Annotated in this window: 22 protein-coding genes; 13 read left to right on the top strand and 9 right to left on the bottom strand. The window is 70.8% G+C overall.

Annotated elements, in window-relative coordinates; genetic code table 11:
* Nucleotides 1-21 precede the first annotated feature (21 nt).
* From G3N18_RS03575 to G3N18_RS03560, 4 genes are read left to right on the top strand one after another with little or no spacing between them, the layout of a single operon-like run.
* Nucleotides 22-867: an ABC transporter ATP-binding protein gene (locus G3N18_RS03575; RefSeq protein WP_196382935.1), complete on the top strand. Its 846-nt coding sequence runs from the start codon at nt 22-24 to the stop codon at nt 865-867.
* Complete coding sequence (locus G3N18_RS03570) at nt 864-1,553, top strand: ABC transporter permease subunit (protein ID WP_196382934.1); 690 nt, start codon at nt 864-866, stop codon at nt 1,551-1,553. Before G3N18_RS03575 ends, G3N18_RS03570 begins: the two co-directional genes overlap by 4 nt.
* Nucleotides 1,550-2,290, top strand: coding sequence for an ABC transporter permease (locus G3N18_RS03565; protein ID WP_196382933.1), 741 nt, complete (start codon nt 1,550-1,552; stop codon nt 2,288-2,290). Before G3N18_RS03570 ends, G3N18_RS03565 begins: the two co-directional genes overlap by 4 nt.
* A 45-nt stretch (nt 2,291-2,335) precedes the next feature.
* Nucleotides 2,336-3,247 carry an ABC transporter substrate-binding protein gene (locus G3N18_RS03560; protein ID WP_196382932.1) on the top strand — a complete coding sequence of 304 codons (912 nt, stop codon included), beginning with the start codon at nt 2,336-2,338 and terminating at the stop codon, nt 3,245-3,247.
* 95 nt (nt 3,248-3,342) lie between these two features.
* On the opposite strand, the gene G3N18_RS03555 is transcribed toward G3N18_RS03560, so the two are convergent.
* The 5 genes from G3N18_RS03555 to G3N18_RS03535 all read right to left on the bottom strand — a co-directional run bounded on the left by G3N18_RS03555 (nt 3,343) and on the right by G3N18_RS03535 (nt 8,497).
* Nucleotides 3,343-4,668 carry an LLM class flavin-dependent oxidoreductase gene (locus tag G3N18_RS03555; RefSeq protein WP_196382931.1) on the bottom strand — a complete coding sequence of 442 codons (1,326 nt, stop codon included), beginning with the start codon at nt 4,666-4,668 and terminating at the stop codon, nt 3,343-3,345.
* The gene (locus G3N18_RS03550) at nt 4,665-6,011 is read right to left on the bottom strand and encodes an O-acetylhomoserine aminocarboxypropyltransferase/cysteine synthase family protein (protein WP_196382930.1); all 1,347 of its coding nucleotides are present in this window, start codon (nt 6,009-6,011) and stop codon (nt 4,665-4,667) included. The genes G3N18_RS03555 and G3N18_RS03550 overlap by 4 nt, the downstream gene beginning before the upstream one ends.
* Before the next feature lie 113 nt (nt 6,012-6,124).
* Nucleotides 6,125-7,231: a DNA glycosylase AlkZ-like family protein gene (locus G3N18_RS03545; RefSeq protein WP_399548633.1), complete on the bottom strand. Its 1,107-nt coding sequence runs from the start codon at nt 7,229-7,231 to the stop codon at nt 6,125-6,127.
* Between the two features lie 41 nt (nt 7,232-7,272).
* Nucleotides 7,273-7,653 (bottom strand): DUF3054 domain-containing protein, encoded by a 381-nt coding sequence (locus tag G3N18_RS16010; RefSeq protein WP_196382929.1) that lies wholly within the window; start codon nt 7,651-7,653, stop codon nt 7,273-7,275.
* 40 nt (nt 7,654-7,693) lie between these two features.
* On the bottom strand, nt 7,694-8,497 hold the full coding sequence (locus G3N18_RS03535) for an SDR family NAD(P)-dependent oxidoreductase (RefSeq protein ID WP_338038225.1): 804 nt from the start codon (nt 8,495-8,497) through the stop codon (nt 7,694-7,696).
* Between the two features lie 348 nt (nt 8,498-8,845).
* On the opposite strand from G3N18_RS03535, the gene G3N18_RS03530 reads away from it, so the two are divergent.
* On the top strand, nt 8,846-9,508 hold the full coding sequence (locus tag G3N18_RS03530) for a TetR family transcriptional regulator (protein ID WP_196382928.1): 663 nt from the start codon (nt 8,846-8,848) through the stop codon (nt 9,506-9,508).
* A gap of 6 nt (nt 9,509-9,514) precedes the next feature.
* Here G3N18_RS03530 and G3N18_RS03525 read toward each other — a convergent pair whose 3' ends face one another.
* On the bottom strand, nt 9,515-10,315 hold the full coding sequence (locus tag G3N18_RS03525; protein WP_196382927.1) for a methyltransferase domain-containing protein: 801 nt from the start codon (nt 10,313-10,315) through the stop codon (nt 9,515-9,517).
* A 21-nt stretch (nt 10,316-10,336) separates the two neighbouring features.
* On the bottom strand, nt 10,337-11,302 hold the full coding sequence (locus G3N18_RS03520; protein WP_196382926.1) for an aldo/keto reductase: 966 nt from the start codon (nt 11,300-11,302) through the stop codon (nt 10,337-10,339).
* A gap of 235 nt (nt 11,303-11,537) precedes the next feature.
* Between G3N18_RS03520 and G3N18_RS03515 the strand changes: the two genes are divergently transcribed.
* From G3N18_RS03515 to G3N18_RS03505, 3 genes are all read left to right on the top strand, one after another.
* On the top strand, nt 11,538-12,029 hold the full coding sequence (locus G3N18_RS03515) for an FBP domain-containing protein (protein WP_196382925.1): 492 nt from the start codon (nt 11,538-11,540) through the stop codon (nt 12,027-12,029).
* 180 nt (nt 12,030-12,209) lie between these two features.
* Entirely contained in the window at nt 12,210-13,238 is a 1,029-nt protein-coding gene (locus G3N18_RS03510) for an LLM class flavin-dependent oxidoreductase (protein WP_196382924.1), read from the top strand.
* 141 nt (nt 13,239-13,379) lie between these two features.
* Nucleotides 13,380-13,955 carry a P-loop NTPase family protein gene (locus G3N18_RS03505; protein ID WP_196382923.1) on the top strand — a complete coding sequence of 192 codons (576 nt, stop codon included), beginning with the start codon at nt 13,380-13,382 and terminating at the stop codon, nt 13,953-13,955.
* Nucleotides 13,956-13,981: 26 nt separating this feature from the next.
* Here the strand turns inward: G3N18_RS03505 and G3N18_RS03500 are convergent, their stop codons facing one another.
* Nucleotides 13,982-15,280 (bottom strand): alpha/beta hydrolase, encoded by a 1,299-nt coding sequence (locus G3N18_RS03500; protein ID WP_196382922.1) that lies wholly within the window; start codon nt 15,278-15,280, stop codon nt 13,982-13,984.
* Between the two features lie 107 nt (nt 15,281-15,387).
* Here G3N18_RS03500 and G3N18_RS03495 point away from each other — a divergent pair, with 107 nt between their 5' ends.
* From G3N18_RS03495 to cydB, 3 genes are all read left to right on the top strand, one after another.
* Nucleotides 15,388-16,011: a helix-turn-helix transcriptional regulator gene (locus G3N18_RS03495; protein WP_196382921.1), complete on the top strand. Its 624-nt coding sequence runs from the start codon at nt 15,388-15,390 to the stop codon at nt 16,009-16,011.
* A 101-nt stretch (nt 16,012-16,112) separates the two neighbouring features.
* Nucleotides 16,113-17,558 carry a cytochrome ubiquinol oxidase subunit I gene (locus G3N18_RS03490; RefSeq protein WP_196382920.1) on the top strand — a complete coding sequence of 482 codons (1,446 nt, stop codon included), beginning with the start codon at nt 16,113-16,115 and terminating at the stop codon, nt 17,556-17,558.
* Nucleotides 17,559-17,570: 12 nt separating this feature from the next.
* Nucleotides 17,571-18,605 carry a cytochrome d ubiquinol oxidase subunit II gene (gene cydB / locus G3N18_RS03485; RefSeq protein WP_196382919.1) on the top strand — a complete coding sequence of 345 codons (1,035 nt, stop codon included), beginning with the start codon at nt 17,571-17,573 and terminating at the stop codon, nt 18,603-18,605.
* Nucleotides 18,606-18,645: 40 nt separating this feature from the next.
* Here the strand turns inward: cydB and moaA are convergent, their stop codons facing one another.
* Nucleotides 18,646-19,725, bottom strand: a complete 1,080-nt coding sequence (gene moaA, locus G3N18_RS03480; protein WP_338038223.1) for a GTP 3',8-cyclase MoaA — start codon at nt 19,723-19,725, stop codon at nt 18,646-18,648.
* Nucleotides 19,726-19,895: 170 nt separating this feature from the next.
* Between moaA and cydD the strand changes: the two genes are divergently transcribed.
* Both cydD and cydC read left to right on the top strand, forming a co-directional pair.
* A complete protein-coding gene (cydD, locus tag G3N18_RS03475) occupies nt 19,896-21,611 on the top strand; it encodes a thiol reductant ABC exporter subunit CydD (protein ID WP_196382917.1) in 1,716 nt (571 codons plus the stop codon).
* 86 nt (nt 21,612-21,697) lie between these two features.
* Entirely contained in the window at nt 21,698-23,332 is a 1,635-nt protein-coding gene (gene cydC / locus G3N18_RS03470; RefSeq protein WP_230403832.1) for a thiol reductant ABC exporter subunit CydC, read from the top strand.
* Nucleotides 23,333-23,552 lie beyond the last annotated feature (220 nt).

Raw genomic sequence — 23,552 nt, 5'->3', positions numbered from 1 at the left:
GCCACCCGAACCGGAGGATGCATGGCGATCGAATTCCGCTCCGTCACGAAGCAGTTCCCCGACGGCACCGTGGCGGTCGACGACTTCAGTCTCGTGCTGCCCGCCCACAAGACCACCGTCTTCGTGGGCTCATCGGGGTGCGGCAAGACGACGCTGCTGCGGATGATCAATCGGCTCATCGAACCGACGAGCGGCGAGATCACGATCGACGGCGAACCCATCCAGAACCGCGACCCCGTCCGGCTGCGCCGCGGCATCGGATACGTCATGCAGAACGCGGGCCTCCTCCCCCATTTCACGGTGATCGACAACGTCGCCACCGTGCCCGTGCTGAACGGCACGCCCAGAAAGCAGGCACGAGAGCGGGCGCTCGAACTGCTCGACATCGTCGGGCTCGACCGGTCGCTCGCGGGCCGCTACCCGCGCCAGCTCTCGGGCGGGCAGCAGCAGCGCGTCGGCGTCGCGCGCGGGCTCGCCGCCGACCCGAACATCCTGCTGATGGACGAGCCGTTCGGCGCGGTCGACCCGATCGTCCGCAGCGAACTGCAGACCGAGACGCTCCGCCTGCAGCGCGACCTCGACAAGACGGTCGTGTTCGTCACGCACGACATCGACGAGGCGTTCCTGCTCGGCGATCAGGTCGTCATCCTCGAAAAGGGCGCGCACATCGCGCAGGTCGGCACCCCGTCCGAGATCATCGAGAACCCGGCGAGCGACTTCGTCGCCGAGTTCGTCGGCGTCGAGCGCGGGGCGCGTGCCCTGCACGCCAAGCGGACGGCGCGCGGCACGGTGCTCGTCGATGCCGCCGGGCGCACCCAGGGCGTGCTCGTCGACGAGGCAGCCGCTACGCCGGAGGCCGCCCCGTGACGTGGGTGCTCGACAACCTCGACCTCATCTGGTCGCTGACGCTCGACCACATCCGGCAGAGCGTCATCGCGATCGCGCTCGGCTTCGTGATCGCCCTCCCGATCGGCTGGGCCGCCTGGCGCTACACGATCCTGCGCGGGCCCGTGCTCACGACGATCGGGCTGCTCTACACGATCCCCTCGCTCGGGCTATTCGCCCTCCTCGCCGCGGCGGGCGTGCCGCTCATCTCAGAGACGAACCTCGTCGTCGCGCTCACGATCTACGGCGTCGCGATCATGACCCGATCGGTCACCGACGGCCTCGAATCGGTCGATCCCGCCACGCGCGACGCGGCCATCGCGGTCGGCTTCGGGCCGTGGCGGCGCTTCTGGACGGTCGATCTGCCCCTCTCCGGCCCCGTACTGCTGGCGGGCCTGCGCGTCACCGCCACCTCGACGATCTCGCTCGCGACGGTCGGCGTGCTCATCGGGCAGTCGAACCTCGGCTACCTCTTCACGAACGGCTTCCAGCGCCGCATCGTGCCCGAGATCCTCGCCGGTGTCGTCGCGGTGGTCGTCATCGCGCTCATCGTCGACCTGCTGCTGGTGCTCGCGGGGCGCATCGCCCTGCCGTGGATGCCACGGCGCACCCAGACCCGCAGCGAACGCTCCGCGGCGCGCGCACGCCTCGCGGGAGGTGTCGCATGAACGTCTTCGCCGAGGCCTTCGCCTGGATCTTCTCCCCCGATCGCCTGACCGGATCGCTGCCTTTGCCGCTCGCGGTGTGGCAGCACCTGGCGTTCACGTTCGGGTCGGTCGCGATCGCCGCCGTCATCGCGATCCCGCTCGGGTGGCTCATCGGCCACACCGGCCGCGGGCGCGAGATCGCCGTCGCCCTCTCGGGCGCCGCGCGCGCCCTCCCCTCGCTCGGTCTCGTCGTGCTGCTCGTGCTGCTCCTCGGCGTCGTGCACAAGACCGAGGCGGCGGTCGTCGCGTTCGTCCTTCTCGCGATCCCGTCGATCCTCGCCGGCGCCTACGCCGGTTTCGAGGCGATCGACCGCACCGTCATCGATGCGGGGCGCGCGGTCGGCATGACCGAGTGGCAGGTGCTCTGGAAGATCGAGGTGCCCCTCGGCCTGCCCCTTCTCATCGGGGGCCTCCGCTCGGCCACCCTGCAGGTCGTGGCGACCGTCACGATCGCCGCGTACGTCGGCCTCGGCGGCCTCGGGTTCTTCATCATCCAGGGCATCCAGATCCGCAGCTTCCCGCAGATTCTCGGGGCCTCGCTGATCGTCGTCGTGCTCGCGCTCGCCCTCGACGGGCTGTTCGCCCTGCTCCAGCATGTCGTCGTGCCGCGCGGCGTCGCCGGTCGGACGGCGTGGCAGAAGTCCGAGCCCGTCGCGCCGCACGGCTCCCGCCGCCGCACCGCCGGCGCGACCACCTGACATACCCCATCCCGCATCACACAGCATCCTCACGAAAGGCACACCATGTCCCGCATCCGCACCCGTGCGACCGCCGCCGTCGGCGCGGCCGCCGTGGCCGTCCTCGCCCTGTCCGCGTGCTCGTCGGGCGGCGACCCGCTCACCGGCGGCGAGACGTCCGCCGCCCCGGCATCCGACACCATCGTCATCGGCTCGCAGGCGTACTACTCGAACGAGATCATCGCCGAGATCTACGCGCAGGCCCTCGAGGGAGCCGGCTTCTCCGTCGAGCGCCAGTTCAACATCGGCCAGCGCGACGCCTACATCCCGTCGCTCGAAGACGGCACGATCCAGCTCTTCCCCGAGTACACCGGCAACCTGCTGCAGTTCTTCGACCCCGACACCACCGCGACCTCGTCCGACGAGGTGTACGCGGCGCTGAAGGAAGCACTACCCGAGGGCCTCACGGTGCTCGATCAGTCGCCCGCGACCGACCAGGACTCGTACAACGTGACGGCCGCGTTCGCGCAGGAGCACAACCTGAAGAGCATCGCCGACCTCGCCGGCATCCCGAATCTCGTGCTCGGCGGTCCCCCTGAGCTCGAGACCCGGCCCTACGGCCCCAGCGGCCTGAAGTCGAAGTACGGCGTCGACGTGACCTTCAGAGGCACGGCCGACACGACCGTCGACGAGCTCGTCGCCGGCAACATCCAGATCGCGAACGTCTACAGCGCCGACCCGCGCATCAAGACCGACGACCTCGTGACCCTCGCCGACCCCGAGGGCCTCTTCCTCGCCTCGAACGTCGTGCCCGTGGTCAGCACGAGTGTGTCGGACAAGATCGCCGACGTCATCAACAAGGTGAGCGCCGCGCTCACCCCCGAAGGCCTCGTCGCGCTGAACGTCGAGTCGACCGTCGACCAGAAGTCCTCGAAGGACATCGCATCGGCGTGGCTGGCAGCCAACGGCCTGAGCTGAGCGCACGCGAAGGCCCCGGCGTCCCGCACGCGCGGGTGCCGGGGCCTTCGCCGTGCGGCGGCGGCGCGCCGCGACAAAGCGAGAAAGCTAGAACGCTAGAACGCGCGCAGGTCGGCGCGCAGGCCCGCACCGGTGTACTCGCGGCGCAGGATGCCGCGACGACGGAGGATCGGAACGAGCTCGTCGAGGGTGCGGTGCACGGTCACGGGGTGCAGATCGCCCCACAGCAGCACGCCGTCGTTGCCCCACTCGCCGAGCTCTTCGACGAGGTCGGCGAACTCGTCGGCCGTGCCCACGAAACCCGAGCGGTCGGAGATGCGCCCGAGGCGCGCGAGGGCGCCCAGGTGCGCGCGCAGCGGCGTCGTCGCCGGGTCGCGGTCGCCCACGAGGCGACGCATCGACCCCTGCGACACGTGGTCGGCGAACAGACCCTCCGGCAGCGGCGCGTCGAGGTCGAGCGAGGTCAGATCGGTCTCGAGGTCGCTCGACTGGCGCCGGGCGACCTCGCGCAAGGTCGGGTCGGACGGTGTCGCAGACGCGGCCACGAGCCGGTCGGCCTCCTCCGCCGACGAGACGATCACGGGCTGGATCGCGAACATGATCGTGACGTCCGACGGCGCGCGTCCGGCTGCGACGGCGGCGGCATGGATGCGGGCGCGGTACTCGCGCACGCTCTTCTCGCTGAGCGGCGCGAGCGCCAGCTGGATGTCGGAGTTCGCCCCCGCGAACGCGAGCCCGCGCCCCGATCCTCCGGGCGAGGCGATCACGGGTTCGCCGCGTTCGAACGGCACGGCGTTCAGCGGCCCGTCGAACGCGTAGTGCGCACCGCGGTGCGCCGTGGCATCCATGCGCGTGCCGTCGGCGTAAACACCCGACGCGGCATCGCGCACGAGGGCACCCTCACCCCAGGAACGCCACAGCGAACGGATGCCGGTGAGCCACTCCTCGGCGCGGTCGTAGGCGTCGTCGTGACCGAGCGGCGCCGCGGCCGAGAAGTGCCGCGCGCTACCGGTGTCGGTGACGACGTTGAGCCCGAGCCGATCGGCGCTCAGGTGCTGCAGCGTCGCGAACTGCCGCGCGGCCGTGTAGGGCAGGGAGGCGGCGGGGTTCACGGTCGGGATCACGCCGAGGTGCTGCGTCGCCTGAAAGAGGTAGGGCGCGAGTAACAGCGGGTCGTGCTTCGGCCCACCGAACGCGTGCCGCACGCGCAGGTCGATCGTCTCGGCTGAGCCGAGCGAGGGCGCATCTTCGATCAGCACGAAATCGAAACCGGCCTGTTCGAGTTCGCGCGCCGACTGCTGGTAGAGGCCCGGGCGGGTCCAGTCGTAGTCCCAGTCGAGGTACGGATGCCCCCAGCCGTGCGGTCCGAACCCGCGGGCCAGGAACCACCCGAAGTGCTGCGGGCGGCCGCCCGCGCTCATGCGACGACCGCGACGCCCACGTCGGCGGCGACCGAGAGGGCCTGGGCGAGATCGCCGATGAGGTCGGTGACGTCTTCGATGCCGATCGAGACCCGCAGGGTGCCGTCGTGGACGCCGAGTGCCGCGCGCTCGTCGGGGCTCAGGAAGGCGTGCGAGGTCGAGGCGGGGTGCAGCACGAGCGAGCGCACGTCGCCGAGGTGCGTCATGTGCGTGAACACCTCGAGGGCCTCGACGAAGCGCCGGGCGGTGCCGGCCGCGTCACCGTCGCCGTCGGCGCGCAACGTGAAGCTGAACACCGACCCGAATCCGTCCGGCAGCAGCGCGCCGGCGAGAGCGTGGTCGGGGTGCGTCGTGAGCCCGACGTAGTCGACCGACGCGACCTCGGGGCGCCCGTCGAGCCACTGAGCGACGGCGAGCGCGTTCGCGCTCTGGCGCTCGACGCGCAGGCTCAGGGTCTCGATGCCTTGCCCGATCAAGAAGGCGTTCAGGGGCGACGGGGTGGGCCCCAACCGCGGCGCGACGCTCTCGCGTGCGTAGGCGATGCGCGCATCTCCCCCGGTGCGCTCGGCGATCGACGGCAAGCCGCCCCGCCCCGGCGCGATCAGGTGCGGAAAGAGGTGCCCCGACCGCTCGGCGTCGAACCGTCCGCTGTCGACGATCGCGCCGCCCAAGACGCTCCCGTGCCCGGCGAGGAACTTGCTCGCCGAGTGCACGACGACGTCGGCGCCCTGCTCGATCGGGCGCACGAGATACGGCGTCGCGAAGGTGTTGTCGATGACGAGCGGGATGCCGTGGCGCCGGGCCACATCCGAGAGCGCCGGAATGTCGACGAGCCGGTTCGCGGCGTTCGAGATCGACTCGGCGAACAGGGCGCGGGTTTCGGGGCGGATCGCCGCCTCCCAGGCATCCACATCGTCGATGTCGTCGATGAACGTCGTGCCGATGCCGAGGCGCGAGAGGTTGTCGCGCAGCAGCCCGCGCGTGCCCTCGTAGATGTGCGTCGACGACACGACGTGCTGGCCCGATTCGAGAAGGCTCAGCAGCGCGACGCTCGTCGCGGCCTGCCCGCTCGAGAGCAGCAGCGCCTGCGACCCGCCCTCGAGCGCGGCGAGGGTGTGCTCGACGGCCTCGACGGTGGGGTTGCCGATGCGGGTGTAGGCGTAGCCGCGGCCCTCACCGAAGTGCGCGGCGGCCTGCTCGTACTCGTCGAACTCGAACCCGGCGGTCAGATAGATCGGGGTCGCGCGCGCCGTCGGTGCGGCGCCTGCGGCGCGCTCGTGCAGCTGCCTCGTCGAGAAGCCGCGCCTGCCGGCCCCGCCGTCGCCTGTGACCTGTGTCGCCATGACGCCCGTCCCTTCTGTGCGGCGCTCGCGCGCGCTCCCCCATCGTCGTGCGCACGGGCGGCAGGGCACCAATCGCGTGTCGTCGTGTGACGCCGGGCGAGCGGGAGTGAGGGTCAGCGGGCCCGCACCACGGGAACGCCCAGCCACTCCGCGAGGTCGCTGATCTCGGCATCCACCATCTCGCGCTCTTCGTCGTCGAGGCGGAGCACGTCATCGACCGGGTCGAGCTCGTGCACGGCGGTGACGACGAGGTTCTCTTTCTTCTTGTCGAGTTCGGCATCGAGCAGCGCCGCGAAGCGGTCGCCGACGAGGATCGGGTGCACGAAATAGCCGAACCGCCGCTGCGCCTTCGGCTTGAACTGCTCGAGCACGAACTCGAAACCGAACAGCTCCTTCAGGCGCGGCCGGTCGAAGAGCATGCCGTCGTAGGGGTTGAGGATCGCCACGCGCCCGCCCGGGTCGTCGTCGAGGGTGTCGAGTGCGGCGGCGTCGACGCGCCAGCGCCACGCCGACCCTTCGACGGATGCCAGGGCGCCGGCCGTTCCCACGGGCGTCCACGGCGACTTCTGCCGCGCGATGCCGGCGGCCTGCAACCGGTGTTCCTCCAGCACCGCGCCGGCGTCGTCGTAGCCGAGCACCGGCACGTCGGCGTAGACGCGCTCGCCGAGATCCCACACCCGCTGGCGGCCTTCGCGCCCGACGATCGCGGCCTCGCCGACGTACGACAGCAGCTCGAGCATGCGGGGCACCTGGTTCGAGCCGTACCAGCCGGCCTCGTTGCGATGGGCGACCTGGCTCGTGTCGGGGATCTGCGCCGCGAGCATCGGCCCCTCGGCGCGCAAGCGGGCGAGCACGTCGGCGCGAAAGCGCGCGTTGGCCTCGAGCCACTGCGTCGCCTGCGCCCGGAACACCCGCCCACGCATGCGTGCGAGGTGTGCGGGCAGCAGCGTCACGGGGCGGAAATGCCCGTCGTACTCGAACAGCAGCCGGTCGCGCTCGACCGCCGCGGTGAGCTGCCCCGGCTCGTACCCCCAGCCGATGCGGCTGAACAGGATCGTCTGCTCCGACGGAGCGATTGTCGCGGTCGGATCGATCTTGATCGCGCCGAGCTGCTCGGCGGCTTCGACCACGTCTCCGGGCCGCGCCGCGTCGAGCAGTTGCGCGCGCACCGCGAGCCGTCGCGCCTGCTCACGCGTGAGGTGGTGCACCGGTTCCGACACGCGAGCGAGCGTACCGCGCGGCCCCGACACGCGTCGGGGTGTCAGCGCGTGGTCGCTGCGGCACGCCTGCGCGAGACGAGGAGCGCGAGCGCGCGCCAGCCGACCAGCAGCACGAACAGCACGATCGCCGCGACGATGATGAACGAGACGGCGACGCCCTGCCCCACCGCGGCGCGCAGCACCATCCCGCCCGCGACCGTGATCGCCCAGACGGGCAGTCCCGTGCGCACCACCGCGCGCGGCGCGAGCCACGCCCGCGTGATGAGCCAGCCCGCGACGAGGGCGAGCAGGAACGGCCACGCCGTGGTCCATAGCCCCACGAGCACGTTCTCGGCGTGGCTCAGCCGCCCGGTCGCGGCGAAGAGCACGACGAGGACCGCATCGACGGCGAAGGCCGCGAGGGCGGCGCGCGCAGAGGTCATGCCTCCAGCGTACGTCGCCGCCCTCGCGGCCCCGTACCGCTTACTGCACCGACCAGCCGCCGTCGCTCGGCAGCACGACCCCGTTCAGGTTCACGCCGTCGTCAGAGAGAAGGAAGGTGATCGATGCCGCGAGCTGTTCGGCCGTCGCGAGCGTGGGGATGGATGCCTGGAACGGCGGCAGCCGCGCCTGGCCCGCCTCCGACACGTGCGGGGGGAACGGGATGCCGGTGGCGACCCCACCCGGCGCGACGGCGTTCACGCGCACACCGTTCGGGCCGTACATGAACGCTGCCGACTTGGTCATGCCGATGACGGCATGCTTGCTCGTCGTGTAGGCGTTGCCCGACGCCGAGCCGCGGAGCCCCGCCTCCGAGGCGATGTTCACGATCGACCCGGCGCCGGCGCCGGCGGCGATCATCGCGGGCAGCACGGCGCGCGTGAGGCGGAACGCACCGGTGACGGTGACCGCGAGAACGCGATCCCACATGGCATCCGTCGTCTCGTGCAGCGGCGAGAAGTCGTCGTTGATGCCCGCGACGTTGGCGAGGGCGTCGATGCGCTCGCCGGCGGCGGCGACGATCGCGTCGACCGATTCCTGCGTCGTGATGTCACCCGCGACGGTGACGATCTCGGCGTCGATGTGACCTTCCAGCGACGCGGCGAACTCGGTCAGCTTGTCGGCCGAGATGTCGACGGCGACGACGCGCCCGCCTTCTCGTGCGATCCGCGCGGCGGTCGCGCGGCCGATGCCGCTCGCGGCGCCCGTGACGATGACCGTCTTACCCGAGAAGCGGCCCGGCGTGGTCTTCTCGACCCACCCGGCCGGGGCGGCCTCTTCGGGGATGACTCCGCCGTTGGCGGCGCGAACGAGGTCGTCGACGACCGATTACGGCATCTGGCCCTGGCTGGGCGCGATGAGCTGCTGCAGCGGCAGGCCGCGCAGCGGGGCGAGAGTCTCTTCGCCCGCTCCCGACGCGGCCAGCAGGCCGCGCACGAGCGGGCCGCCGACCTCGCTGTCGAGCCAGGCTCCGATAATGCTCGATGCGGTCAGTGGTGCTTCTGCGACATGACATCTCCTTCATGAGTGGCCGCGGTGAGGTGCCGCGACCCGTGGTCATCCGAGTCAATTCCCGAGCGGGAAGTACTATTCCCGTGCGGGAAAGAGTAGCCGATGAGGGCTAGAGTCGACACCATGTCCGACGCCGCGCCGAGCACCCGCCGTGGGCGCGGCACGCGCGCCGGGCTCGACACCGAGGCCATCGTCGCAGCCGCCCGCGGGCTCGACCCCGACGAACTCACGATGCAAGAGGTCGCGACGGCGCTCGGCGTCGACCGCAAGGCGCTGAACCATCACGTCACCGATCGCGAAAGCCTGCTCGAGCTGCTCGCGATCGACGCCGTCCGCGCTCGCTTCGACGCGGTCGACCTCGACCTCGGTGAGAGCTGGCAAGACGCCTGCCGCGCCTACGCCGAGAACATGTGGCACAGTCTCGTCGACACGGGCCAGTGGCTCGCGTACTTCCGCTTCACGAGCCCCAGCGATCTCGCCCTCGCCGGCCCGGCCGAGGTGATCGCCGAGCGGATGCTGGCCGCGGGGCTCGACCGCGTCACGGTGAGCCGTGCCATGCACCTGCTCGTCACGATCTGCCGCGGGTTCGCCCAAGACGCGGTGATCGGCGCCCGCGAGGGCGGCCACCCGCAGATCGAAGCCCTGCGCGCCACCTTCGCCGCCGAGCGGCAGGGCTACCCGGCGCTGCGCGACCTCGTCGACGCGCGGGTCGACGACAACGGCGCGGCCCAGTTCGCGTTCGACCTCGACGCCTTCATCGCCGCGATCGAGCGCCTCGCGCCGTGACGGCCGTCAGCCGCGAGCGAGGATCTCGCCGTGCGGCAGCAGCATCCAGGCGTCGGGGTGCTCGGCCCATTCCCGCCACGCCGCGCTGATCCGCTCGAGTGTCGCCTGGTCTCCGATGCCGTGGCGCCGCACGTTGTCGGCGAACGACGACTGCAGCGCACGGTCGGCCCACATGCCGCCCCACCACGCGCGGTCATCGGGAGTCTCGAACAGCCACACCGACGCCGAGGAGCGCACATCGGCGAACCCCGCCTCGCGCGCCCACGCCTTCAGGCGCCGCCCGGCAGCCGGTTCACCGCTCGTCGCCCGATGGGCCGCGAGATACACCTCGAGCCATTCGGCGAGGCCGGGCAGCAGAGGCCACCAGATCACGCCCTTGTAGTCGACGTCGCGCGCCGCGACCACGCCGTCCGGCGCCACGACCCGGCGGAACTCGCGCAGTGCGTCGACCGGCCGCACCAGGTGCTGCAGCACCTGGTGCGCGTGCACGACATCCCACGCCCCGTCTGCCGAGTCGAGGGCGTAGGCGTCGTCGACGGCGAAGCTCGCATTGTCGAGGCCGGATGCCACGCGTGCCGCCTCGGCCTGCGTGACGACGTCGGCCGAGGCATCCACCCCGCGCACGGGACCCGGGGCGACCCGCTCGGCGAGATCGAGCGTGATCGTGCCCGGTCCCGCACCGACGTCGAGCACGCTCACCCCCGGCGCGAGGGCGGGCAGCAGGTAGGCGGCAGAGTTCTCGGCGGTGCGCCAGCGGTGCGAGCGCAGCACGCTCTCGTGATGGCCGTGGGCGTAGGGATCGGGCATGGGTCCATCCTGGCGGACGGCTCACATGTCGAGCGGCGTCCACTCCGACACCTCGTCGAGCGCGGCGACCTCGTCGGCGGTGAGGTCGGTCGTCGCCCCGTCGAGCAGATCGGGCACGTGCGTTACCTTCGAGGCCGACGCGATCGGGGCTGCGACGGTGGGCTTCGCGCGCAGCCACGCGAGGGACGCGGATGCCACCGACACCCCGTGCGCGTCGGCGACGCGTTCCAGCACCTCGAGGATCTGCAGCCCCTGCGGGGTCGCGTACTTCGCCGCGCCCTCGGCGCGCGGCGACGTGTGGCCGCCGTCCGTGGCATCCGTCGACCGGTATTTTCCGGTCAAGAACCCCTTCGCGAGGGCGAAGTAGGGCACGAGCGACAGCCCGAGCTCTTCGGCGACGGGCACGATGTCGTTCTCGGTCTCGCGGTGCACGAGGTTGTAGTGCAGCTGGATCGCGGCGGGCTCGGCGACGCCGAGCTCGCGCGCGATGCGCACCCACTCGCGGATGCGGTCGGCGGAGTAGTTCGACACCGCCGTGTAGCGCACGAGCCCGTCGGCGACGAGCGCGCCGAAGGCCGCCACGGTCTCTTCGAGCGGGGTCTCGGCGTCGTCGAAGTGCGCGTAGTACAGGTCGATGCGATCGAGGCCGAGACGCGTGAGGGATGCCTCGGCCGCGGCGCGCACGTTGCTGGCGGCGAGCCCCCGGAACTGCGGGTGCTGGCTGACCTTGGTGGCGATCGTGACGCCCTCGTCGTTGCGTAGCCCGCGGCTCGCGAGCCACTCGCCGATGATCGTCTCGCTCTCGCCACCTTCGTGACCCGGCACCCAGGCGCTGTAGGAGTCGGCCGTGTCGATGAAGTCGCCACCGCCGCCATGGAACGCGTCGAGGATCTCGAACGAGGCGTCCCGGTCGGCCGTCCAGCCGAACACGTTGCCGCCGAGGGCGAGGGGGAAGACGTCGAGGTCGCTCGTGCCGATGCGGGTCATGCTCTGATCCAAGCATCCCCGCGCCCGGCGCATTCCCCCGTTTCGTCATCGAGACGCGAGGCGTACCGTGGAGGGATGGATATCGTGACCGGCCGCAGCGGCCGACAGGGGGTCGGCGGCGCACTCAGCGCCGGCGAGAGATGAGCCCGCCCCGGCGTCGCGCGCCGCGCTCGTGCGCAGCCCGACGCCGCATCGTCGCGCCCTCTCCCCACTCTTCGTCACGAAAGGTCCCACCATGCACGCCCTCACCGAGGCGCAGATCCGCGCCAGCCTCATCAACGTCACCCAGTCGGAGCGCAAGAATCTGACGCTGCCCGCCGAGTTCGGCGACACCCCGTGGAGCGCGATGGACTTCTACGGCGCCCGCGATCGCAAGCTCGCCCTCGTCGGCTACGTCGTGGCCGTGCTCGACGACGAACCGACCGGGCTGCTGCTGCGCCAGGCCGAATCGAAGCCGCGTTCGCGCGCGCAGTGCTCGTGGTGTGCCGACATCCACCTGCCCAACGACGTGCTGCTGTTCACCGCGAAGCGGGTCGGCGACGCCGGACGGCGCGGCGACACGGTCGGCACTCTCGCGTGCGACCGGTTCCAGTGCAATGCGAACGTGCGCAAACTGCCGCCGCTGGCCTACACCGGGTTCGATCGCGAGGCCGCCCGCGCCGCGCGCATCACCGCGATGCGCGCGAACGTCGAGGCGTTCGTGCGCGACGTACGCGACGGACTGTGACCCGCGAGCCGGGCCCGAGCACCGGCGGCGCCCGCGAGACACGCGATCTGCGCCGAGACACCGGTCCATCGGCGGTGTCTCGGCGCACCGCTGGTGTCTCGCGGGCGGGCGCGGGGTGAGGCGGATGCCTGGGCATCCATTCACGGGAATGAAACGCACCGGCGTACGGTTGGGGTCATCATGCAACGCTTCGGAACCCTGTCTTTCGGCCACTACGGCCCGCTCGGCGGCGGTCGTCAGCTCACCGCGGGCGACTCGCTGCACCAAGCCATCGATCTCGCGCAGGGCATGGACGACCTCGGCGTGAACGGCATCGCGTTCCGCGTGCACCACTTCGCGCGCCAGCAGGCCTCGCCTATGCCGCTGCTCGCCGCGATCGCGGCGAAGACCGAGCGCATCGAGATGGGCACCGGCGTCATCGACATGCGCTACGAGAACCCGCTCTACCTTGCCGAAGAGGCGGCCGCCGTCGATCTGATCTCGGACGGGCGACTCGCTCTCGGCGTGAGCCGCGGGTCACCCGAGACGGTCGTCCGCGGCTACGAGAAGTTCGGCTACAGCGCCGAGGACCCCCGCGGCGCCGACCTCGCCCGCGAGCACTTCGACCTGTTCTGGCGTGCGATCGGCGGCGAGGGCATCGCCGAGCGCGACCCCGAATCGCCGTTCGGCGGCGGGTCGGGTCTGCAGCAGATCGAGCCGCAGTCCGAGGGACTGCGCTCACGCATCTGGTGGGGCGCCGGCTCGCGCGAGACCGCCGAGTGGGCGGGTCGCACCGGCCTGAACCTCATGTCGTCGACCCTCGTCACCGAGGCCGACGGGCGCCCGTTCGACATCCTTCAGGCCGAGCAGATCGACCGTTTCCGGGCCGCGTGGAAAGAGGCCGGCCACCCCGGCACCCCGCGCGTCTCGGTGAGCCGCTCGGTGTTCCCCATCACGACCGCCGAGGACGAGCTGTACTTCGGGCACAGCCAGGAGGGCGACGGCATCGGCTACATCGACGGCTTCCGCTCGACCTTCGGCAAGACCTACGCGGCCTCGCCCGACGTGCTCGTCGAGCAGCTCAAGCAGGATGCCGCGGTCATGAGCGCCGACACGCTCATGCTGACCATCCCCTCGCAGCTGGGCGTCGCATTCAACCTGCACGTCGTCGAAGAGTTCGCGAAGCACGTCGCCCCCGCCCTCGGCTGGAAGCCCAACACCGAGGCCTGACCCTGGCATCCGCGACTCACCACCCGCTCGCCGAATCACCACCGCTTCTGCGCAAATCCGGTGGTGACTCGCGAGACGCGTGGTGACTCGCGGGGACGGCTCGCGGGGACCAATCGGGGCCCGTTCAGTAGACTCCACGCCATGCTCGGCGCGCACGATCCCCTCCCCGCACGCCCGCGGCGCGTCATCGTCGCGGGCGTGTCGGGTGTGGGAAAGACGACGCTCGCGGGGCGGATCTCCGACATCCTCGACATCCCGCACACCGAGATCGACGGGCTCTTCCACGGCGAGAACTGGACGCCGCGCGAGTCGTTCCTGGGCGACGTGCGTGCCCTCGTCGCCGGAGAGGCGTGGGTCACCGAGTGGCAGTACTCGCTCGCGCGCCCGCTGCTGGCCGAACGCGCCGACCTCCTCATCTGGCTCGACCTGCCGTTTCTGCGCGTCGCCCTCCCCCGCGTCATCCGCCGGACCGTCCGACGACGACGGCGTCGGCAAGAGCTGTGGAACGGCAACGTCGAGCCCCCGCTCGTCACGTTCTTCACCAACCCGGAGCACATCGTGCGGTGGGCCTGGTCGACGCGCCACACCTATCGGGAGCGCGTGCCCCGCGCAGACGCCGAGCACGAGAACCTCGTCGTGGTGCGCCTGCGCTCGCAGCGCGAGGTGGATGCCTGGCTCTCGAGACAGCGGCTCGGATTCGCACCCGCGCCGGCGTAGGACGACCGCCCCCTACTGCGCTGTCTTCAGCTCGCCGCTGACAGCCCGAGCACCGGGTAGAGCACCGTGAACCCTTCGGCAAGGCCACCCTTGAGGGCGTCGCCGGTGTGCCCGGCGCCGGGCACGTCGTAGCGCGTGACGGTCATGCCGACCTTGCGCGCCTCGCCACCCACCTCGTCGGCGAACGCCTTGTATCCCACGTCTTCTGCACCGGCGGTGAACACAGCCGTCATGCCCTTGTAGGTGCCCGCCGGCGCCGCGGCCATGATGTTGACGGGCTTGGATGCCTCGAACGCGGCCGCGTCGCCGCCGTAGATCGTCTTGGTGATATTCGCGACCTGCTCCGACCCCCCGAAAGGCTCGCCCGAGACATCCAGGATGTTCTTCCACAGCGTCGGCGACTGCGCACCGAACGTGATCGCGCAGCCGCCGCCGTTCGAGTACCCCGCGATCGTCCAGTAGGCGGGGTCGTCGATGATGTGCAGGTTCTTCTTCGCCCAGTCGACGACGTCGACCGTGATGTAGGTGCGGGCTTTGCCGTAGGCGGTCGAGTCGGCGCACGCCGTGTCGTTGATGGCTTCGCCGAGCTGGTCGGCGACGATCACGATCGGAGCCAGGCCGTTGTGCTGGGCGGCGAACTGGTCGAGTACGTCGCTGATCACGGTCGCGTCGGGGTTTCCGGGGTGGCCCATCATCATGATCACGAGGGGCAGCGCCGGAGCGTTCGCGACGAGCGCCGCGGGCGGCAGGTAGATGCCGGCATCGCGGGCATCGAAGCCCGATGCGGTCGCCGGGATCGTCTGGCTGCCGCGCGAACCCACGGCGGGCATGTCGGCGGGCGGCGTCGACGTCGTGTAGATCGGCTGCGCGGGCGCCGGCGTCTGATTCGCGCCGCCGGCGTCGGTCGGCAGGTCGATCGACGCGGCGATGCCGAGCAGACTCCCGAGGGTCGGATTGAGACCGAATCGCATGTTGACCCCGATGACCCCGGCCACGGCGAACACGACCACGCCGATGCCCGCGAGCACCCGCCGCCACGTGCGGGCACCGACCATGCCGCCCAGCGCGAAGCCGATCGCGGCGAAGGCGGCCGCGCTCCAGTGCCACACGAAGGTGGGCACGGCGTCGCCGAACACGTTCGTCGCGTTCACGATCTTGTAGGCGGCATATCCGACCACCGCGCCGATCGCGGCACCGGCGAGCGCCCACACCAGCGGGCGCACACGCCACCGCCGCACCGCGAGGATCGCGAGCAGGACCACGGCCAGGGCGAACACTGTCACCGGTACCGGACCCTCTGCGATCGGCACCTGCCACAGATCCATGCGCCGACTTTATGACATGCGGGTATCGGTCACCTGAAGGAGAGCCGAGCGGATGCCACGCCGAATGCGGGGTGGCGCGAAAGGACGCCGCCGTGAATAATAGTGGCATGACCACAGGTCGCCCCGCGGGGTACAGCGCCATCTCCAACTACTCGCGTGTCGAGATCCTCCACCTCGTGCAGGACCGACCCGACCGCACCGTCGCCGAGCTGGTCTCGGCGACCTCGCTCCACCCGAACACCGTGCGCGAGCATCTGCAGCGCCTGATCGACGACGGTTACGTCGTGTCGGCGACCGAGCACCGCACCACCCGCGGTCGTCCCCGCGTGCTCTACAGCGCCACCGACGGGGTCACCGCGTGCAGCCCCGTGCAGCACCGCAAGGCGCGGGCCGCCGCCCAGCGCGGAGACCTCATGCGCCGCGTGCTGCCGGGCGATGCCCCCGAACTCGACACCGCCGCCCTGCACCAGATCGACGCCCTGGTCGAAGACCTCGTCGACGCCGGTTTCGACCCGCTCGTCGACGAGAACGAACTGACCGTCGAGCTGACACCGTGTGCGCACGCCTCGTCGCAGGCCGAGCACCGCGAGGTGCTCTGCAGCGTGCACCTCGGCATCATGCAGAGCGTGCTGAGCTCGGCCGAGGGCCCGCTCTCGGTCGACGGCATGCGCTCGTCGTGCGACCCCCGCGAGTGCATCGTGCAGCTGCTGCACGCCTCGCAGCGCCCCTGAGCGGTTTATTCACGGCCCGTCATCGCGGCACCTGAGAGGGTGCTGTGTAGCTTCAGTCATAAGGAAGATCGGCCCCACCGGGCCGTCGAGAGGGGACCGCGATGGACTTCCTAGATCCGCTGCTGCTGGCGCGCTGGCAATTCGGCCTGACGACGCTGTACCACTTCATCTTCGTGCCGCTGACACTCGGCATGTCGTTGTTCGTCGCGATCTTCCAGACCGCGTGGTACCGCACCGCGAACATCAAGTGGCTCTATCTGACGCGCTTCTTCGGCAAGATCTTCCTCATCAACTTCGCGATGGGCATCGTCACCGGCATCGTGCAGGAGTTCCAGTTCGGCATGAACTGGTCGAGCTACAGCCGCTTCGTCGGCGACGTGTTCGGCGCTCCGCTCGCCTTCGAGGGCCTCATGGCGTTCTTCTTCGAGGCGACCTTCATCGGACTGTGGATCTTCGGCTGGAACCGCCTGCCCAAGGGCATCCACCTCGCCACCATCTGGATCACCGTGTTCGGCACGTGGCTCTCGGCGTACTTCATCCTCGCCGCCAACGCCTTCATGCAGAACCCGCAGGGCTACCAGATGTCGACCGAGGGCCACCGCGCCGAGATGGCGAACTTCTGGCAGGTGCTGACCAACCCGGTCGCCCTGACCCAGCTGCCGCACACCCTGTCGTCGGCCATCATGTTCGCCGCGGGTGTCATGATCGCCGCCTCCGCCTGGCACCTCGCCCGCGGGCGCAACCTCGACACCATGCGCACGTCGCTGCGCTTCGGCCTCTGGGCGATGATCATCGGCTTCGTGGCCGTCTTCCTCTCGGGCGACCAGCTCGGCCTCGTCATGGTGCAGACCCAGCCGATGAAGATGGCGGCCGCCGAGGCGCTCTTCAATTCGGCGTGCGGGGCGGATGCCTCGTTCTCGATCTTCTCGATCGGCACCCCCGACGGCACCGGCGAGATCTGGTCGCTGCGCGTGCCGTACGCACTCGCCTTCTTGTCGACGCACGACTTCAACGGCTGCGTCGAGGGCATCAACGACCTGAACAACCTGTACACGACGCAACTGTTCCCGCAGTTCGCCGACCAGGTGAACGGCAACTTCGCCCCCATCCTCTGGGTCACGTACTGGGCGTTCCGCTGGATGATGGGCTTCGGCCTTCTCGCCACCGCCGTCGCCGTGGTGGGCCTGTGGGTCACCCGCAAGAACGCCAAGCGCCCCGTGGCGGGCTGGATGTGGAAGATCGCGATCTGGCAGGCGCCGCTCGCCCTCCTCGGCATCCTCGTCGGCTGGATCTTTACCGAGATGGGCCGCCAGCCCTGGATCGTGTTCGGTCTCATGCTCACTCAAGACGGCGTCTCGCCGAACGTGCCGGGCTGGACCGTGCTCATCTCGCTCATCGCCTTCACGCTGATCTACGCGATCCTCGCGGTCGTCGAGTTCGGACTGATCTTCAAGACGGTGCGCGAAGGCCCGCAGGCCATGCCCGACCCCGACGACCTGACCCCCGAGGGGCACACGGTCGACGACGTCCCCTCGACCGTGTACTAGGAGCTGACTGACATGGACCTCGCAACCCTCTGGTTCTTCATCGTCGGAGTGCTCTTCGTCGGGTACTTCGTCCTCGACGGCTTCGACTTCGGCGTCGGCATGTCGCTGCCCTTCCTCGGCAAGGACGAGGTCTCACGCCGCCAGGTGATCAACACCATCGGCCCCGTGTGGGACCTCAACGAGACCTGGGTGATCGTCGCGGGCGCCTGCCTGTTTGCGGCGTTCCCCGAGTGGTACGCGACCCTCTTCAGCGGGTTCTACCTGCCGCTGCTGCTGATCCTGCTCGCCCTCATCGCCCGCGGTGTGTCGTTCGAGTACCGCCACCAGCGCGACGACATCCGCTGGAAGCGCCGCTTCGACTGGATGATCACGATCGGCTCCGCCGTGCCGGCGCTCCTGTGGGGGGTCGCCGTCGGCAACATCGTGCAGGGCGTGCCGATCGACGCCGACAAGAACTTCACCGGCAACCTCTTCACGCTGCTGAACCCGTACGGACTGTGGGTGGGTGTGACGACGCTGCTGCTGTTCTTCCTGCACGGGGTCTACTTCGTCGGGCTCAAGACCGACGGGCCGGTGCACCACGACGCGCAGGCGCTCGCGAAGAAGCTCGCGATCCCCACGGTGATCTTCGCCGCCGGCACCGTCTTGTGGACGATCGTCATCGCCGCGGGCCGCGAGGCGCCGCTGCTGTGGGCCGTGATCGCGTGCGGCGTCATCGCCGCGGTCGCACTCCTGGCATCCGTCGCCTTCAACTGGGCCGACCACGACGGGCGCGCCTTCGCGGCGGGCGCCGTGACGATCGTGTTCGCGGTGCTGACCCTGTGGCTCGCGTTGTACCCGTACGTCATGCCGGCCTCGAACGACCCGGCGAACAGCCTGACGATCGCGAACGCCTCGTCGACGCAGCTGACGCTCGAGATCATGTCGTGGGCGGCGCTCATCTTCCTGCCGCTTGTCATGGCCTACCAGGGCTGGACGTACTGGGTGTTCCGCAAGCGCGTGACCCGTTCGGTGATCGAGAAGGCGGAACTCGCCGAAGCGCACTGAGACAAGACGTCCGACCGATCGGCGGCTGAGCCCCTGCGGCTCAGCCGCCGATCGCGTTCATGCCGCGCGCCGGCTGCAGAAAGGCTGGGTCGTCGATCGCGTGACCGGGGAGCTTTCCCGCGACGCACGCGCGCAGCACGGCGTCGACTCCGGCGTCGATCGCCGCATCACCGGCATCCGGCACACCGTGCACACCCGGCGCTCCGCGGAGCACCCCGAGCAGGTCGTACTCCCCCGTCGAGAACAGACAGTTGCGCAGCTGACCGTCGGCGGTCAGCCGCAGCCGGTCGCACTGCCCGCAGAACGGTGCCGTGACCGACGCGATGACACCCACCGTCGCCGTGCCGCCGTCGAGCGTCCACTTCTCGGCGGGCGCGCCGCCCCGACCGGGCACGGGCGTCAGCCGCCATCGCTGCGCGAGGGTTTCGAGGATCTCGGCCCGTGTCACCATCGATGCGCGGTCCCACGTGTGCCCGGCATCCAACGGCATCTGCTCGATGAAACGCAACTGCGCGCCGTGCGCGAGGGCGAACTCGACGAGGTCGACGATCTCGTCGTCGTTGACACCGCGCATCGCGACGGCGTTGAGCTTCAGCGGGCGCAGGCCCGAGGCGGCCGCTGCCGCGATGCCGGCCAGCACCTCGGGCAGACGGTCGCGGCGGGTGAGTTCGTGAAAGCGGTCGCGGCGGAGCGTGTCGATCGAGATGTTGAGTCGGCGCAGCCCCGCCTCGCGCAGCGGCTCGACGAGATCGGCGAGCCGGATGCCGTTGGTGGTCATCGCGAGGTCGATCGCCGCCCCGCGCGGCGTGCGAATGGCCGCGAGGCGCCGCACCACCTCGACGATGTCGGCGCGCAGCAGCGGTTCTCCACCGGTCAGCCGAAACGTGGTGACCCCGGCCGCCGCCGCGACCCGCGCGATGCGTTCGATCTCGTCGACGGTGAGGATGCTCGAGCGTGCCAGCCATTCGTTGCCCTGCTCGGGCATGCAATAGGTGCAGCGCAGCGAGCAGCGGTCGGTCAGCGAGATGCGCAGGTCGCGGTGCACCCGCCCGAAGCGGTCGACCAGGGGATCGCCGGGAACGCCGCGCACGCCCGTCGTGGTCCGCGGCCTGTCGCCCACGCTGTTACCCACGCTGTGTACCGCGCCGCCAGACCGCGTCAGAGTGACCGGGATCGCTGCCATTGTCCGAGGTTAGCCCCGCACGAGCCGGGTACGAGCAGCCACCACCGTGGGTATTCACGGCCCGCCGCACGGGGTCGGCGAGGCGCGCGATCTGAGAGGATGGACGAATGCCGGATGCCTCACCGTCGCCCGCGCGCACGCGCGTGCGACCTGTGGATCCGAGACTTCTGCGCTACGCGTCGGCATCGCGCGGATTCTTCGTGGCGGTGGGCGTGATCGGCTTCGCCCAGACTCTCGTCGTCGTCGCCTTCGCCTGGCTGCTGACGGCGGCGATCACCGGAGTGATCGCGGGCACACCGTGGTCGGAACTCACCACGACCCTGAGCCTCTTGCTCGCCGTGGTGCTCGCCCGCGCCGCACTGCTGTGGCTGCGTGAGATCGTGGCGGCTCGGGCCGCGGCCCGTGTCGAAGCTCAGTTGCGCGCACGGCTCGTCGAGGCGATCGGCGTGCTCGGCCCGGGGTGGCTCGCGCAGCAGAACTCGGCCCGGCTCGCGGTCGTCGCCGGGCGGGGCCTCGACGCCCTCGATGCGTATTTCGGGCGCTACCTGCCGCAGCTGGTGCTGACGGTGATCGCGACCCCGATCATCGTCGCCACGATGTGGTGGAACGACCTCGCCTCGGGCATCGCGGTCGTTCTCACGCTGCCGCTCATCCCGGTGTTCATGGTGCTCATCGGACTCGCGACGCGCTCGGTGCAGAGCGCGCAGTGGAAGACCCTCGGGCGGCTCGCGGCCCGTTTCGCCGACACCGTGCAGGGGCTGTCGACACTGAAGGTGTTCGGGCGGCAGTACCGCGCCGTGGCATCCATCGAGAAGGTCACCGACGCGTATCGTCGCGAGACGATGCGGGTGCTGCGGGTGTCGTTCCTCTCGGGGTTCGCTCTCGAGCTGCTCGCGTCGATCTCGGTCGCGATCATCGCCGTCTCGATCGGGTTCCGCCTGATCGACGGCACGATCGCGCTGACCGTCGGGCTGTTCGTGCTGCTGCTCGCCCCCGAGGCCTATCTGCCGTTGCGGCAAGTGGGCGTGCAGTTCCACGCGGCCGCCGAGGGCGTCGCCGCCACCGAAGACGTCTTCGCCGTGCTCGATGCCGCAGACGCCTCCGCGCACGAGAGCGCGGGCCCCGCGTCGCGACCCGAGGAGCTCGCGGCGCCGACGATCGGCGCGGGCGCCACGGTCGCGGTGCGTGCGGTGCGGGTGCACCGCGGTGAGCGCGTGCTGCCCCCCGTGACCTTCACCGCGGCGCCCGGCACCGTGACGCTGATCGAAGGGCCGAGCGGCAGCGGCAAGACGAGCCTGCTCGCCGCGCTCCGCGGCGCGGCCGAGTTCGAGGGTACAGCCGACGTCGCGGGCCACGATCTGCGCACCCTCGCGCCGTGGCAGTGGCTCGCCTGGGCGGGCCAGCAACCCGGACTCATCTCGGGGACGATCGGCGAGAACGTGCGGTTGGGAACGGGCGTCGACGCGTCGGCGCAGGCATCGCCCGCCGATGACCTCACGCACCGCGCGCTCGCGCTCGCGGGTGCCGCGGGCCTCGATCCCGAACACGAACTCGGGGCGCAGGGAGCGGGCCTGTCGGGCGGCCAGGCGCAGCGCGTCGCGGTGGCCCGCGCGATCCACCGGCACCTGTCGGGCCTGGCGCCGGTGATCGCGCTCGACGAACCCTCGGCCGCGCTCGACGCCGAGACCGAAGCCGAGCTGTGGCGCTCGGTGCGCGGCCTCGCCGATGCGGGTGCGTGCGTGCTGCTGGTCTCGCACCGCACGACTGCGCGGGCGATCGCCGATCAGGTCGTCGCGCTGCACCCGATCGAGGTGCCGGCATGAGCGCGGCGCAGGCCCAGACGCCCCGCACGGGGTCGGTCGCTCCGCTTCGCACGCCCGTCAACGCCGCACAGATCCTGCGGCGCGCGATGCCGCCGTGGCGGCGGTTCTGGCCGGGTGCGGCGAGCGGCTTTCTCACCGAGGCATCCGCCGTCGCCTTGCTCGCCTGCAGCGCATGGCTCATCGTCTATGCGAGCGAACAGCCGCCCGTGATGTTCCTCGGCGCCGCCGTCGTCGGGGTGCGCGCGTTCGCGCTCAGCCGCGCCGCGTTCCGCTACACGGAGCGTCTCGCGAGCCACGATGCAGCGTTGCGTCAGCTGGCCCAGACGCGCACCGACCTCGTGCGCCGGGTCATTCCGCTCGCGCCCGATGGGCTCGCGCGCACGCGCCGCGGCTCTGTACTGGGCGCCCTCGTCGACGACGTCGACGAGCTGCAGAACCTGCCCCTGCGCGTGGTGCTGCCCCTCGTCTCGTCGGCGAGTGTCGCCGTGGGTGCGGTCGTACTGGTCGCGTTCGTGTGGTGGCCGGCGGCGCTCACGCTGCTCGCGTGCCTGCTGGTGGCCGCCGCCGTCGCGACGCTGTGGGGTTGGGCGTCGGGATCGCGCGCCGAGCGGTCGATCGCGCCGCTGCGCTCACGCCTCGCCGATGCAGTGCTCGACTACCTCGGCAGCCTCGATGTGCTCGTCGCCTACGGCGCCGAAGACGCCGGTCGAGAGCGCATCCGCGCGGCCGATGCCGCACTCCGCCGCGCCGTCACCCGGCGGGCTGGATCGCAGGCCGGCACGACCGCGATCGTGTCGGTGCTCGCCGGCGCCGCCTCGCTGCTCGCCGTCATCGTCTCGGCCCCCGCGGTGAGCTCGGGCACGATCACGGGCCCGGCCTTCGCGGTGGCCGTGCTCGTTCCGATGGCCGTGTTCGAGGTGTTCACCGCCGTGCCGCTGGCCGCATCGGCCTGGCGCCAGGTGCGCGCGGCGGCCGAGCGGATCAGCACGGCTCTTCCCGACAGCCCGCCCGCTGAACTGCCGTTCGAGGCCCCCTCCCCCTCGACCACCGACATCGATCTCGCGAGCGGACTCGTGCTGCGCGGCGTGTCGGTGCGGTGGCCCGGCGCGGCGAGCGCGTCGCTCACGGACATCGACCTCGAGGTGCGACCCGGCGAGCGGGTGCTCGTCGTCGGGTCGAGCGGCTCGGGCAAGACGACGCTCGCGCACGTGCTCGTGCGATTCCTCGCGCCGAGCGCGGGCGACTACCTCATCGGCGACACGCGCGTGACCGATGTGCCCGCCGACGCGGTGCGGCGGACGGTCGGTCTGTGCGAGCAGCATCCGATGCTGTTCGACGAAGACATCCGTCAGAACCTGCTGTTCGCCCGTGAGACGGCGACCGACGCAGATCTCGAGGCCGTGCTGGTGCGCGTGGGCCTCGGCGAATGGCTGCGCGAGCGCGGCGGTCTCGACGCCCGCGTCGGTGAGCGCGGGGCTCTCGTCTCGGGAGGTCAAGCGCAGCGCATCGCACTGGCGCGGGGCATCTTGCGCGACTTCCCCGTGCTCGTGCTCGACGAGCCCACCGCGGGTGTCGACCCCGCCGCCTCCGACGCGCTGCTGACGGATCTGCTGGCCGCTGTCGGCCCCGACCAGGCCATCGTGCTCATCTCGCACGTCGCCGTGCCCGACGGGCTCGTCGACCGCACGGTGCGCTTGGCCGAGGGGCGCATCGCCCGCTGAGACGAGCGGATGCCACCGCACAGGCGCCCGCGCCGACGTTGGGCGGGTTGATAGACGCACGCGAGACGCCTCGGCCGCTTTGCCGCGATCTCGGGCCCGGAACCCGCGGGAATCCAGCAGGCCGTCGCGGGGGTGAAGGTATGGGAAATCGGCACCTGGAGCGTTTTGCGCGGTCGACCGTTGAGCTAGCCCTGGATTGCGGTCAGCCGCGTAGAATGTC

This window comes from Microbacterium paulum (assembly GCF_015707995.1).
GTDB lineage: Bacteria > Actinomycetota > Actinomycetes > Actinomycetales > Microbacteriaceae > Microbacterium > Microbacterium paulum.
Note: the sequence above shows the minus strand (reverse complement) of the source record. Positions and strands in the feature narration are given on the sequence as shown.

What these genes read in the sequence shown, in the direction of transcription:
- G3N18_RS03560 (WP_196382932.1), top strand. Translation starts at nt 2,336, where the DNA reads ATGTCCCGCATCCGCACCCGTGCGACCGCCGCCGTCGGCGCGGCCGCC.
- G3N18_RS16010 (WP_196382929.1), bottom strand. Translation starts at nt 7,653, where the DNA reads ATGACCTCTGCGCGCGCCGCCCTCGCGGCCTTCGCCGTCGATGCGGTC.
- cydD (WP_196382917.1), top strand. Translation starts at nt 19,896, where the DNA reads ATGCCGGATGCCTCACCGTCGCCCGCGCGCACGCGCGTGCGACCTGTG.
- cydB (WP_196382919.1), top strand. Translation starts at nt 17,571, where the DNA reads ATGGACCTCGCAACCCTCTGGTTCTTCATCGTCGGAGTGCTCTTCGTC.
- G3N18_RS03530 (WP_196382928.1), top strand. Translation starts at nt 8,846, where the DNA reads ATGTCCGACGCCGCGCCGAGCACCCGCCGTGGGCGCGGCACGCGCGCC.
- G3N18_RS03520 (WP_196382926.1), bottom strand. Translation starts at nt 11,302, where the DNA reads ATGACCCGCATCGGCACGAGCGACCTCGACGTCTTCCCCCTCGCCCTC.
- G3N18_RS03575 (WP_196382935.1), top strand. Translation starts at nt 22, where the DNA reads ATGGCGATCGAATTCCGCTCCGTCACGAAGCAGTTCCCCGACGGCACC.
- G3N18_RS03500 (WP_196382922.1), bottom strand. Translation starts at nt 15,280, where the DNA reads ATGGATCTGTGGCAGGTGCCGATCGCAGAGGGTCCGGTACCGGTGACA.
- G3N18_RS03515 (WP_196382925.1), top strand. Translation starts at nt 11,538, where the DNA reads ATGCACGCCCTCACCGAGGCGCAGATCCGCGCCAGCCTCATCAACGTC.
- G3N18_RS03555 (WP_196382931.1), bottom strand. Translation starts at nt 4,668, where the DNA reads ATGAGCGCGGGCGGCCGCCCGCAGCACTTCGGGTGGTTCCTGGCCCGC.
- G3N18_RS03510 (WP_196382924.1), top strand. Translation starts at nt 12,210, where the DNA reads ATGCAACGCTTCGGAACCCTGTCTTTCGGCCACTACGGCCCGCTCGGC.
- G3N18_RS03565 (WP_196382933.1), top strand. Translation starts at nt 1,550, where the DNA reads ATGAACGTCTTCGCCGAGGCCTTCGCCTGGATCTTCTCCCCCGATCGC.
- G3N18_RS03505 (WP_196382923.1), top strand. Translation starts at nt 13,380, where the DNA reads ATGCTCGGCGCGCACGATCCCCTCCCCGCACGCCCGCGGCGCGTCATC.
- G3N18_RS03525 (WP_196382927.1), bottom strand. Translation starts at nt 10,315, where the DNA reads ATGCCCGATCCCTACGCCCACGGCCATCACGAGAGCGTGCTGCGCTCG.
- G3N18_RS03550 (WP_196382930.1), bottom strand. Translation starts at nt 6,011, where the DNA reads ATGGCGACACAGGTCACAGGCGACGGCGGGGCCGGCAGGCGCGGCTTC.
- G3N18_RS03490 (WP_196382920.1), top strand. Translation starts at nt 16,113, where the DNA reads ATGGACTTCCTAGATCCGCTGCTGCTGGCGCGCTGGCAATTCGGCCTG.
- cydC (WP_230403832.1), top strand. Translation starts at nt 21,698, where the DNA reads ATGCCGCCGTGGCGGCGGTTCTGGCCGGGTGCGGCGAGCGGCTTTCTC.
- G3N18_RS03495 (WP_196382921.1), top strand. Translation starts at nt 15,388, where the DNA reads ATGACCACAGGTCGCCCCGCGGGGTACAGCGCCATCTCCAACTACTCG.